The organism is Parafrankia soli, assembly GCF_001854695.1.
GTDB classification, from domain to species: domain Bacteria; phylum Actinomycetota; class Actinomycetes; order Frankiales; family Frankiaceae; genus Parafrankia; species Parafrankia soli.
The window spans coordinates 1-11,278 of sequence record NZ_MAXA01000023.1; the positions used below are offsets into that span (position 1 = coordinate 1).

Annotated in this window: 10 protein-coding genes and 1 pseudogene; 9 read left to right on the forward strand and 2 right to left on the reverse strand. The window is 74.1% G+C overall.

Features of this window, described 5'->3' with window-relative positions; genetic code table 11:
• From BBK14_RS04195 to BBK14_RS41575, 6 genes and pseudogenes are all read left to right on the forward strand, one after another.
• A partial coding sequence (locus BBK14_RS04195; protein ID WP_157904207.1) for a zinc-binding dehydrogenase occupies nucleotides 1–519 on the forward strand: 519 nt, incomplete at its 5' end.
• Between the two features lie 139 nt (nucleotides 520–658).
• Nucleotides 659–1,432, forward strand: coding sequence for an SACE_7040 family transcriptional regulator (locus tag BBK14_RS04200; protein ID WP_241831115.1), 774 nt, complete (start codon nucleotides 659–661; stop codon nucleotides 1,430–1,432).
• 311 nt (nucleotides 1,433–1,743) lie between these two features.
• The gene (locus tag BBK14_RS04205; protein WP_071059899.1) at nucleotides 1,744–3,129 is read left to right on the forward strand and encodes an FAD-dependent oxidoreductase; all 1,386 of its coding nucleotides are present in this window, start codon (nucleotides 1,744–1,746) and stop codon (nucleotides 3,127–3,129) included.
• A gap of 13 nt (nucleotides 3,130–3,142) precedes the next feature.
• The gene (locus tag BBK14_RS04210) at nucleotides 3,143–4,297 is read left to right on the forward strand and encodes an acyl-CoA dehydrogenase family protein (RefSeq protein ID WP_071059893.1); all 1,155 of its coding nucleotides are present in this window, start codon (nucleotides 3,143–3,145) and stop codon (nucleotides 4,295–4,297) included.
• Between the two features lie 127 nt (nucleotides 4,298–4,424).
• Nucleotides 4,425–4,736 (forward strand): DUF1330 domain-containing protein, encoded by a 312-nt coding sequence (locus BBK14_RS04215; protein ID WP_071059894.1) that lies wholly within the window; start codon nucleotides 4,425–4,427, stop codon nucleotides 4,734–4,736.
• Nucleotides 4,737–4,759: 23 nt separating this feature from the next.
• A pseudogene (locus tag BBK14_RS41575) lies at nucleotides 4,760–6,259 on the forward strand (phytoene desaturase family protein); the annotation flags it as partial.
• A gap of 110 nt (nucleotides 6,260–6,369) precedes the next feature.
• On the opposite strand, the gene BBK14_RS34560 reads toward BBK14_RS41575, so the two are convergent.
• Nucleotides 6,370–7,221, reverse strand: coding sequence for an ABC transporter ATP-binding protein (locus BBK14_RS34560; protein WP_083390708.1), 852 nt, complete (start codon nucleotides 7,219–7,221; stop codon nucleotides 6,370–6,372).
• A gap of 133 nt (nucleotides 7,222–7,354) precedes the next feature.
• On the opposite strand from BBK14_RS34560, the gene BBK14_RS04230 reads away from it, so the two are divergent.
• The 3 genes from BBK14_RS04230 to BBK14_RS04240 all read left to right on the forward strand — a co-directional run bounded on the left by BBK14_RS04230 (nucleotide 7,355) and on the right by BBK14_RS04240 (nucleotide 9,633).
• Nucleotides 7,355–8,218, forward strand: coding sequence for a helix-turn-helix domain-containing protein (locus BBK14_RS04230; protein WP_083390709.1), 864 nt, complete (start codon nucleotides 7,355–7,357; stop codon nucleotides 8,216–8,218).
• 173 nt (nucleotides 8,219–8,391) lie between these two features.
• A complete protein-coding gene (locus tag BBK14_RS04235) occupies nucleotides 8,392–9,036 on the forward strand; it encodes a superoxide dismutase family protein (RefSeq protein ID WP_071059896.1) in 645 nt (214 codons plus the stop codon).
• A gap of 150 nt (nucleotides 9,037–9,186) precedes the next feature.
• On the forward strand, nucleotides 9,187–9,633 hold the full coding sequence (locus BBK14_RS04240; protein WP_071059897.1) for an SsgA family sporulation/cell division regulator: 447 nt from the start codon (nucleotides 9,187–9,189) through the stop codon (nucleotides 9,631–9,633).
• A gap of 53 nt (nucleotides 9,634–9,686) precedes the next feature.
• Here the strand turns inward: BBK14_RS04240 and BBK14_RS04245 are convergent, their stop codons facing one another.
• The gene (locus BBK14_RS04245; RefSeq protein WP_241831116.1) at nucleotides 9,687–10,853 is read right to left on the reverse strand and encodes an Acg family FMN-binding oxidoreductase; all 1,167 of its coding nucleotides are present in this window, start codon (nucleotides 10,851–10,853) and stop codon (nucleotides 9,687–9,689) included.
• Between the last annotated feature and the right edge of the window lie 425 nt (nucleotides 10,854–11,278).

Below are 11,278 nucleotides of genomic sequence, written 5' to 3' on the forward strand. Positions count from 1 at the left end.
ATCGACCGGGCGGCGGAGGGGTACCGGTTCTGGTCGGACGAGCGGACGCAGGACCCGCGGGAGTGGAAGCGCCTCGGGCGGCGGATCCGGGAGCTGACCGGTGGGGAGGATCCGGACATCGTGTTCGAGCATCCGGGGCGGGAGACGTTCGGGGCGTCGGTGTTCGTGGCACGTCGCGGCGGGACGGTGGTGACGTGCGCGTCGACGAGCGGGTTCATGCACGAATACGACAACCGGTACCTGTGGATGAACCTCAAGAGCATCATCGGGTCGCATTTCGCGAACTACCGGGAGGCGTGGGAGGCGAACCGGTTGGTGGCGCGGGGGATGGTGCATCCGACGTTGTCGAAGGTGTATCCGTTGGAGCGGACGGGGCAGGCGGCGCTCGATGTGCACCGCAACGCCCATCAGGGGAAGGTCGGGGTGCTGTGCCTGGCGCCGGAGGAGGGGCTGGGGGTTCGTGACGAGGAGACCCGGGCTCGTCACCTCACCGCCATCAACCGCTTCCGCGGCGTGTAGGAGCGGCGCCGCGCCCCCGCGGCGGGTAAGGCCGGCGCGGCGGGTGGCGCCCGCCGGCCGCGGCAGCCGCCCGCCCGCGACCGAGTGCGCGTCGCGGGCGGGCGGGGCTGGTAGCCTGCGAGTTGGGAGGAGTGTTCCGGTGCCAGCAGAAATCGTCCGGTCCGCCCCGGGCGAGCGGCCCGCCTCCGGCCCGGCCAAGAGCCGCCAGCCGCCAGCCGCTGCCCGGAACGCCAACTCCGGAGCCCATCCCGACTCGGGCCGGGGCGCCGGCAAGAGCAGTGAATCCGGCCGGAACAGCGATGCCGGTGGGTCCGCTGTCACGAGCCCGGCCGAACCGCGCGTCAGGGCGCGCACCCCGGCCCGGGCAACCCGGCGCGACGAACTGCTGCGGGCGGCCGCCCGGCTGTTCGCCGAACGCGGTTTCCGCGGCGTGGGCATCGAGCAGATCGGCGCCGCCGTCGGCATCCGCGGCCCGGGAATCTACCGGCACTTCCCCAGCAAGGACGCGGTGCTCGTCGAGCTGCTCGTCGGCATCAGCCAGCACCTGCTCGACGCGGCCCGCGAGGCCCGCCGGGTCGGCGCCTCCGCCCTGGAGACCCTCGACCTGCTCGTCCGCGGGCACGTCGAGTTCGCGCTCGACAACCCCGACCTGATCGTCATCCACGACCGCGACCTGTGGAGCCTGCCGGAGCCGGCCGAGCGCGAGGTCCGCAGGCTGCAGCGGGCCTATGTCGAGCAGTGGGTGGACGTCCTGCGGCAGGTGCGGCCCGAGCTCGACGCGCCGACCGCGCGGGCGCGTACCCATGCGCTGTTCGGTCTGATCAACTCCACCCCGCACAGCGCGACCGATCTGCACCGGGCCGAGATGGCCGTGATGCTGCACACGATGGCGCTGGGCGCCGCCCGCGGCTGAGCAGCCTGCGCGCCGGGCCGGCTTCTACCGTGCGGGGCAAATCCGTCGCAATCGGAAATGCGGTGACGGTGATGGAGGGAATGATACGGGCGGGTGGCGGACCGCGGGCCGCCGGCCGCATTCCGTCATCGCAGTTCTTGCGCCCGGAAGCGCGCTTCTCTACGTTGCGTTGAGGTGGCCGGTACGGCGCGGTCGCGACCTGCATGGGCGACGGCGCCCGAGCCGCACCGGTCAGGGATGCGATCGCGTCGGCGGTCGACGCCCAGGTGACGGGCGGACATCAGCGGGAATTCGGCTGGAGGAGTGTATCGATGCCCCAGGGAGCTGCGGCCGCGCCGTTGACCGTCGCGGTGGTCGGATCCGGTCCGTCGGGCTTCTACGCGGCGGCCTCGCTGCTGGAACAGCACGACGTACCGGTCCGGGTGGACATGTACGAGCGGCTGGCCACGCCGTGGGGCCTGGTGCGTTCCGGAGTCGCCCCCGATCATCCGAAGATAAAGGCGGTGTCCAGCGTGTACGCGGCGATCGCCGCGCACGAGAACTTCCGCTTCTTCGGCAATGTGGACGTCGGCAAGGACGTCACGCGTGAGGAGCTGACCGCGCGCTACGACGCCGTCCTGTACGCCGTCGGCGCGCAGACGGACCGGCGCCTCGGGATTCCCGGTGAGGACCTGCCCGGCAGCGAGTCCGCGGTCGACTTCGTCGGCTGGTACAACGGGCACCCCGACTACGCGCACCTCACCTTCGACCTCAGCGGCGAGCGCGGGGTCGTGATCGGCGCCGGCAACGTCGCCCTCGACGTCGCCCGCATCCTCTGCTCGCCGCACGAGCGGCTGTCCCGCACCGACATCGCCGACCACGCCCTCGACGCACTGCGCGCCTGCGCGCTCAAGGAGGTCATGGTCGTCGGGCGCCGCGGCGCCGCGCAGGCGGCCTTCACGACCGCGGAGCTCAAGGAGCTGCCCGAGTTCACCGAGTCCGGGGTGGACGTCGACCCGGCCGAGGTCGCCGAGCAGGAGGGCGAGGAGGCGCTGTCCCGCCTGGTCAAGCGCAACCTGGCGGTGATGCGCGGGTACGCGCAGAACCCGGTGCCCGCGGGCGCGCGCCGGGTGGCGCTGCGCTTCCAGCGCACCCCGCTGGAGATCCGCGGCGACGGCCGGGTCGAGGAGATCGTGTTCGCCCGCAACGCGCTGAAGGTCGGCGACGACGGCTGGGTCAGCGCCGTCGACACCGGTGAGCGGGAGACCGTCCCGACCAGCCTGGTGCTGCGCGCCGTCGGCTACAAGGGCCGGTCGATCGAGGGGCTGCCGTTCGACGACCGCCGCGKGGTCATCCCGAACGTGAACGGGCGGGTCGAGGGCGTCGAGCGCGAGTACGTGGCCGGCTGGATCAAGCGCGGCCCGACCGGGATCATCGGCACGAACAAGAAGTGCGCCGGCGAGACCGTCGCGCGGCTGCTCGCGGACGTCGCCGACGGCACGCTGCGCCGCCACGACCGGGGCGCCGCGTTCGACCCGGTCGGTGAGATCGACACCTGGCTGCGCGGCCGCCAGCCGCACCTCGTCACCGAGGAGGGCTGGCGGCTGATCGACGCCGTCGAGCGCTCCTCGGGAGAGTCCGCCGGCCGGCCGCGTGTCAAGCGCGTCCTCACCGACGAGCTGCTCGACATCGCGCTGGAGCGCCGGATCGCCTCGTGACGGCGTTCGACGCATGAGGGAGCTCGACCCGGAGGAGCGGGCAGTCGTCGACACCGTCCGGGACTTCGTCGACCGCGAGGTCCGGCCGGTGGTGCGCAAGCTCGAGCACGCCAATGCCTACCCCGAGGCGCTCATCGAGCAGATGAAGCGGCTCGGGGTCTTCGGCCTGGCGATCCCCGAGCCGTACGGCCAGGTGGACGTCTCGACCGTCTGCTACGCCCTGGTGACCGAGGAGCTGGCTCGGGGTTGGATGAGCCTGGCTGGTGCCATGGGCGGGCACACAGTGGTCGCCAAGCTGCTGCTGGCGTTCGGCACGGAGGAGCAGAAGCGGCGTTACCTGCCGCGGATGGCCACCGGGGAGCTGCGCGCGACGATGGCGCTGACCGAGCCCGGCGGCGGCTCCGACCTGCAGGCGATGCGCACCACCGCCCGGCCCGCCGGCGCGGACTACCTGGTCAACGGCACCAAGACGTGGATCAGCAACGCGCGCCGCTCCGGCCTGGTGGCGCTGCTGTGCAAAACCGATCCCGCGGCCGAGCCCGCCCACCGGGGCATCAGCATCCTGCTGGTGGAGAAGGTCCCCGGGTTCGTGATCTCCCGGGACCTGCCCAAGCTGGGCTACAAGGGCGTCGAGAGCTGCGAGCTGTCGTTCACCGACTGCCGGGTGCCGCGGGACGCGCTGCTCGGCGGGGCCGAGGGCCGGGGCTTCGGGCAGATGATGCGCGGGCTGGAGATCGGCCGGATCCAGGTCGCGGCCCGGGCGACCGGGGTGGGCCGGGCCGCCTTCGACGACGCCCTGCGCTACTCGCAGGAGCGCGAGTCGTTCGGCCAGCCGATCTGGCGGCACCAGTCGGTCGGCAACCATCTCGCCGACATGGCCACCAAGCTGACCGCGGCCCGCCAGCTCCTCCTGCATGCCGCGCGCCGCTACGACACGGGTGAGCGGGCCGATCTCGAGGCGGGGATGGCGAAGTACTTCTGCTCGGAGGTCGCGATGGAGGTGGCGCTGGCCGCGATCCGGGTCCACGGGGGCTACGGGTACTCCACCGAGTTCGACGTCGAGCGTTACTTCCGGGACGCCCCGCTGATGATCGTCGGTGAGGGCACCAACGAGATCCAGCGCAACGTCATCGCCGCCCAGCTCGTCGCGCGGGGCAGCCTGCCGTGAGGGCCGCGGCCACGGCCCTCACGGCAGACTGAGGATGATCGGCTGAGCGCAGCGGTCGCGCACCAGCCGCAGATGGGGAGAAAATGGCCCGTCCTACGCCGTGCACCGCGATCGCACAGGAGAGCACATGCCCAAGGGATACGTCATCCTGACCGAGGCCATCAATGATCCCGAAGGCATGGCGGCCTACAGCCGCCTGTCAGGTCCTTCGGTCGCCACGGCGGGTGCCAAGGTCCTCGCCGTGGACGAGGACGTCCAGCTGCTCGAGGGGGAGTGGCACGGGAACCGCACGGTCGTCCTCGAGTTCCCGTCGGCGGACGCGGCCCGTGCCTGGTACGAGTCCGACGACTACCAGCGCGCGAAGCCCGTGCGGCAGGCCGCGGCGGACTGCAACGCGGTGCTCCTCTCCGGGTTCGAGATGCCGGCCCGCCGAGCCTGACCGACATGCCGTGCGCCCGGGTGATGACAGCGGACGCGGTCGTCATCGGCGCGGGGGTGAACGGCCTCGTCGCGGCGAACCGGCTCGCCGACGCCGGCTGGGACGTCGTCGTGTGCGAGGCCGCCGACGAGCCGGGCGGGGCCTGCCGCTCCGCCGAGGTCACCGCGCCCGGGTTCGGTACCGACCTGTTCAGCGCCTTCTACCCGTTCGCCGCGCGGTCCCCGGCGCTGCGCGCGCTCGACCTCACCGACCACGGGCTGACCTGGCTGCACGCCCCGCGGGTGCTGGCCCACCCCACCCCGGACGGCCGCTGCGCGGTGCTGTCCACCGACCTCGAGGGGACGGCCGCATCCCTCGCCGCCTACGCCCCGGCCGACGCGGCGGCCTGGCGGGCGCAGGTCGCACTGTGGGAACGGGTCCGCGACCCGCTGCTCGAGGCGCTGCTGGCCGCCCCGTTCCCGCCGGTCCGGGCGGGCGCACGGCTCGCCCGCGCGCTCGGGGCCGCCGACGCGCTGCGCTTCGCCCGGTTCGCGATGCTGCCCGTCCGCCGGTTCGCCGCGGAGGAGTTCGCCGGCGCGGGCGCCGGACTGCTGGTCGCCGGCAGCGCGCTGCACACCGACCTGGCACCGGAGTCGGCGGGATCGGCGCTGATCGGCTGGCTGCTGGCGATGCTCGGCCAGGATGTCGGCTTCCCGGTGCCGCGTGGCGGCGCGGGCCGGCTGACCGCCGCCCTCGTCGACCGGCTGCGCTCCCGCGGCGGGGTGGTGCGCACCCGAGCCGAGGTGGACGCGGTGATCGTCACCGCCGGCCGGGCCCGTGGCGTGCGGCTCGCCGACGGGACGGCCGTGCGCGCCCGGCGCGCGGTGCTCGCCGACGTGGACGCGGTCTCCCTCTATCGGCGCCTGGTCGGCGATGAGCATCTCCCCGCCCGCCTGCTCACCGACCTGGCCCGCTTCCAGTGGGACAGCTCGACCTTCAAGGTCAACTGGGCGCTCGCCGGGCCGATCCCGTGGTCCGACCGCCGGATCGCGGACGCCGGCACCGTCCACCTCGGCGGCACCATGGACGATCTGACGATGATGTCCGCGCAGCTGGCGTGCGGGCTCGTGCCGGCGGACCCGTTCCTCGTCCTCGGCCAGATGACCACTGCCGACCCCGGCCGCTCGCCGGCCGGGACGCAGAGCGCGTGGGCGTACTTCCACCTCCCGCAGTCCCCCCGGGGCGACGCCGGTGGGGCCGGTGTCACCGGCCGCTGGGACGGCGACGACACCGCCCGCCTCCTCGAGCGGGTGGAACGCAAGCTGGAGGCGGCGGCCCCCGGCTTCGGGTCGCTGATTCTCAGCCGCGACACCCAGTCGCCGCGACGGCTGGAGGACCAGGACTCCGTGCTGCGCGGCGGCGCCCTCAACGGCGGGACGGCCGCCCTGCACCAGCAGCTGATCTTCCGCCCGGTGCCCGGCCTGGGCCGCCCGGAGACCCCGATCCCCGGGCTCTATCTGGCGTCGATGTCAGCACATCCCGGCGGCGGTGCGCACGGCGGGCCGGGCGCCATGGCGGCCACGGTGGCGCTGCGCGACGCCGGCCCGGCCGGCCCCGTCCGCCGCCGCGCGTCCGCCGCCGCGCACCGGCTGATCTACGCTGGGCCGGTGGCGTCGCCCGCGGCGCCAGGCCCGGATTCTCCAGGGCCGGCGAGTCCGGGCCCGGCGAACGAGTCCTTGAGCGCCTCCGACACCTCGCGTGCGACCCGTCCGAAAGCGGCGTCGTAACGCAGCGCCGACTCGCGCGGGTAGCCGAACGGGATCTCGATCTCGGCGAGCAGCCGCCCCGAGCGGGCGGACAGCACGGCTACCCGGCTGGCCAGCAGCGCGGCCTCGACCACCGAATGGGTCACGAACAGCCCGGCGAACCCCTCCCGCAGGTGCAGGCGCAGCAGCTCGTCACCGAGCCGCTCGCGGGTGATCTCGTCCAGCGCGCCGAACGGCTCGTCGAACAGGAACAACGACGGGCGGGCCGTCAGCGCGCGGGCGAGCGACACCCGCATCCGCATCCCGCCCGACAGCGCCCGCGGCCGGTACCGCTCGTAACCCCGCAGGCCGGTCATGGTGATCGCGTCCGCCACCAGGCGGTCGCGCCGCGCCCGGGGGACGCCGTCGAGCTCGGCGAACAGCCCGATGTTGCCCTCGACCGTCCGCCAGGGCAGCAGTGTCGGGTCCTGGAAGATGTAGCCGGGGGAACCCGGCCCGGCGAGCACCGAGCCGCTCGTCGGCGCCGCGAGCCCGGCGGCGATGCGCAGCAGCGTCGACTTGCCCGAGCCCGACGCCCCGATCAGCGCCACGATCTCGCCGGCCCCGACGCGCAGCGAGACGTCCTCCAGCACCCGCGTCCCGTCCGGGAACGTCATGCCGACGCCGTCGAACGCCAGCGTCGTCCCCGGTGGGGCGAGACCCACGGCCGGGGCTGCCGCGGGTCGGGTCCTCGACCTCATGAGCACATCATCCACGCTCGCGGTACCTGGCTGCATGCTGACCGTCAAGCCATGGGAAAATCCGAATGGTACTGACATGCCGGATGTCGGTGACCCGCGGTGAGCGCACCACCGCGACGGCGAGGAGGACACCGTGCCCAACGGCGGGCCGATCGCGCACCGCATCATGCTGGGAGCGCGGCTCCGGAGCCTGCGCGAGGCCACCGGCATCAGCCGGGAGGACGCCGGCTACGAGATCCGGGCCTCCGACTCGAAGATCAGCCGCATGGAGCTGGGCCGGGTCGGTTTCAAGGTGCGCGACGTCGCCGACCTGCTCACGCTCTACGGCATCGTCGCCGAGGCCGACCGGGCGCCGATCCTCGACCTGGCCAGGGAGGCCAACCGGCCCGGCTGGTGGCGGCGCTACGCCGAGGTCATGCCCGGCTGGTCCGAGGCCTACCTCGGACTGGAGAGCGCCGCGACCCTGATCCGCAGCTACCATCTGCACCTCGTCCCCGACCTGCTCCAGACCGAGGACTATGCGCGCGCGGCCGTCGCGCAGACCAGCAACCCGGGCACGATGAGCGCCGAGGCCGTCGCGCGCACCGTCGAGATGCGGATCACCCGGCAGCGGCTGCTCACCCGGCCCGACCCGCCGAAACTGTGGGCGGTGATCGACGAGGCCGCGCTGCGGCCGCGGATCGGCTCGGCGGAGGTGCTGCGGGCACAGCTCGCACACCTGCGGGAGCTGGCCGCCACGCCGAACATCGTGATCCAGATCCTGCCGGCCGAGTACGGGGGCCACGTCGCCACCGGGGCCTTCACCATCCTGCGCTTCGCTGAGCCCGAGCTGCCCGACGTCGTCCACCTCGAGCACCTGACCGGCGCGATCGACCTTGACCGGCCGGAGGACGTCGACCGGTACGAGGAGCTGATGAACCGCCTCAGCGTCGACAGCACGACCCCGGACGGCCTCACGGCGCACCTCGACCGCCTCGCCGCGGCGATCGAGCGCTGAGCCGCCCCGGGCCTATCGCCATGGCGACACTCGGTGGCCGGGAGGCGACCGAGAGCCCGAACGCTTCGTAGGGTTGGGCCGTCTACCAGGCCCGGCGCCGTGTCCGGCCTAGATCCTGGCCGCGCACGCGCCCGGGCCGCCGCCGCTGCACGTTCGCCGTCCTGGAGGCTGTCTTGCGACGTCCCCTGTCCCGTACCGTCCTCACCGCCGCGGCGGCCGCCGCCTGCCTGGCCCTGGCGGCCGGGTGCGGCTCCGACGACGGCCCCGCCGCCGCGTCCGCGCCGGAGGTGTCCGGCGATGCCACGTCGGCGCCCGCCACCGGCGCCGCCGGCAGCCTCGAYGTCGTGCTGCACGACGCCACCGGAGCCGAGGTCGGCACCGTCACCCTCACCCCCGTCGACGGGGCGGTGCGGGTCGAGGGCAGCCTGTACGGCCTGCCCGCCGGCGGCTACCACGGGTTCCACATCCACCAGAAGCCGGTGTGCGACCCGAAGGCCGCCGACGGCCCGTTCAGCACCGCCGGCGGTCACTTCAACCCCGGGGCGACCACGCACGGCGACCACGCCGGCGACCTGCCGCCACTGCTGGTCGACAAGGACGGCACGGGGGAACTGCAGGCGCAGACGGACCGCTTCCAGCTCGACGACCTGCGCAGCCAGGGCGCCGCGGTGATCGTGCACGCCCAGCCCGACAACTTCGCCCACATCCCCGACCGCTACACCGCGCAGGGCGCCCCGACGCCGGGCCCGGACGAGCGGACCAACGCGACCGGCGACGCCGGCGACCGGATCGCCTGCGGAGTGATCGAGAAGTCCTGACCGTGCCGTGCGGGCCGCGCCGGGGTGCGGCGCGGCCCGCGGCGGCCGCGGACGGTCCTTCGTCCCCCGCTCCTGCGGACCAAGGCAGGGTGAAATCGCCCCGTCTCGGGTGACACCGTGAGGTACAACACCGAGGGTGGGGAGGATCTCATGAGGGGCCGTCCGATTGTGTCCAACGCCGTGACCATGGACGTCAACGCCACCTACCTGACCGGCGCCGAGGCGGGTAAGCGGGTTCCGGTGCTTGTCACCGTCCGCTTCGACCCGCTCGACCCGGTCGCGATCACCCTGCGCACGCGGGTTCCGGACCAGCGGGTCCTCGCGTGGACCTTCGCGCGGGAGCTCCTCGCCGAGGGCGACGAGCGGCCCGTGGGGGAGGGCACCATCCGGATCGCGCCGGTGCTGCGCGAGCGCCGGCGCCTGCTGACCGTCGATCTTCCGAGCCCCGGGGGGCCGGTCACCGTCGAACTGCCGGCGTCCCGGGTCGCCGACTTCGTCCGGCGGACCTACGAGCGGGTGCCCGCCTCCGCGGAGAGCGCCGTCCTCGACCTCGACCTGGACCTCGACCTGGGTCTCGCGGCCCTCGACCGCGGTTGACGGGCCGGCTGCCGGTGGCTTCGGCGGCGGGCCCCCGACCCGCCGCCCAGGAGCTAGCCGAAGGTCAGGATCTCGCCGATCGGGCGCCGCGGGGTCAGCGCGGAGGCCACCGCGTCCCGGCGGGGATAGCCGACCCGAAGGATCATCTGCACGTGCCCGGCGATGCTCAGCATCCGCTCGATCACCGAACGGTACCCGTCACTGTCGATGGGCTGGCCCATCGGCGACGCGGCCGCGCCAGCCGCGGTCACGGTGAGCAGGACCCGCGCCAGCGCCTGCCCGGCGCGCAGCCTGTCCTCAGCCTGATCGGCGTCCGTGCCGACCACGACGACGGCGGGGCGCTCCACCGACGGCAGCTCCTCCGGGCGCTGTTCGACGGTCGGGGCGAGACCCGTGTCCGCGTCCGCGTCGGCGCCGCCGTCGGCGTCCTCGGAACGCGGCGCCGCGATGCCTGGCGCGCCGCGGGTGTCGAAGTCGCGCAGCGGGAAGTCGCTGGCCCGCTCGGGGTGATGGGTCGAGGCCACGCCGGTCGGCACCCCGTCGGCGGTCGGGCCCTGCCCGCGCCGCCACGACGCCAGCTCGGCCCGGTAGGCGGGGTCGGCCTGCTCCGCCCAGTCCGCCCGGGCCGCGACCACCGCCGCGTCCAGCCGCTGGTCGGAGTGCGACAGCGGCATCAGCCAGGCGCCCTCGGACTCGGCGGCGCGGCGCATCCGGTCGACCAGGTCGCCGGCGAGCGGGCGTGCCTCGAACGGCCGGCGGTCGGTGTGCCGGGCCCCGGCGGCCGAGAACAGCAGCCGGTCGGAATCCGTCGGCGCCGCCCGCCCGCCGATCCCCATCGACGCGAGGACCAGGTCACCGGACAGCACCGGCTCCAGCCCGCCGGAACCGGTCGCCTCCGGCAGCAGCTCCACCACCGGCTCGAAGCCGAGCACCCGGAACGCCAGCCGGGCGTGCAGCAGCGCCGCGCCGCAGCTCACCAGGAGCTGCCGCCCGTCCGGGTCGAGGACTGCGAGGCGCCGCTCGACGTCCGGCCGCAGCGTCAGCCGGCCGTCGGCGAGACGCCACCGCCACGGCTGGGTGTTGTGAATGGACGGTGCGAGCGAAGCCGTCGTCACGACCTCGACTGCCACCTCGCGACCGACTCCCGCCGTCACCGACTCCATGATCGCGAACTCCCCTCGCCGTGCGGTGGCGTGTTGCGGGTGCACCGTGCCCGGCACGGCCCGTCTCCACGGTAGTCGGCGGCGGGCCGACCGCAGGGTGCCCGACGGGACCATCGTGCCGGCGTGCGGGGGGCCGTGGACGCCAGATCCGTCACGTCCGCGCCCGCCACCGGAGACCGCTGCCGGGGCCCGCCCGCGGCGCCGGGCGCGGGCCCGCCAGCACCCCTCGACACCCGTCAAGCCCGGTCGGCTCGCCGCCCGCCCGCCGCCGGGCGCCGCGGCGGGGTGGCCGGCGCGCCGCGGGGCTCCCGCTCAGAGCCGGACGTCCCGGCGGCGGCGGCCGATGCGACATGGGCGAACGGCCTACGGCGCCCGTATGGTCGCTGCCATGGAGAAGATCCGGGTGTTCGTTCTCGATGACCACGAGATCGTGCGTAATGGTCTGCGTCAGACGCTCGCCCGGCATGACGATATCGAGGTCG

Bases quoted from the DNA above. Each gene is read 5' to 3' on its own strand.
- BBK14_RS04215 (WP_071059894.1), top strand. From the start codon at position 4,425: ATGCCCAAGGGATACGTCATCCTGACCGAGGCCATCAATGATCCCGAA.
- BBK14_RS04210 (WP_071059893.1), top strand. From the start codon at position 3,143: ATGAGGGAGCTCGACCCGGAGGAGCGGGCAGTCGTCGACACCGTCCGG.
- BBK14_RS34560 (WP_083390708.1), bottom strand. From the start codon at position 7,221: ATGAGGTCGAGGACCCGACCCGCGGCAGCCCCGGCCGTGGGTCTCGCC.
- BBK14_RS04240 (WP_071059897.1), top strand. From the start codon at position 9,187: ATGAGGGGCCGTCCGATTGTGTCCAACGCCGTGACCATGGACGTCAAC.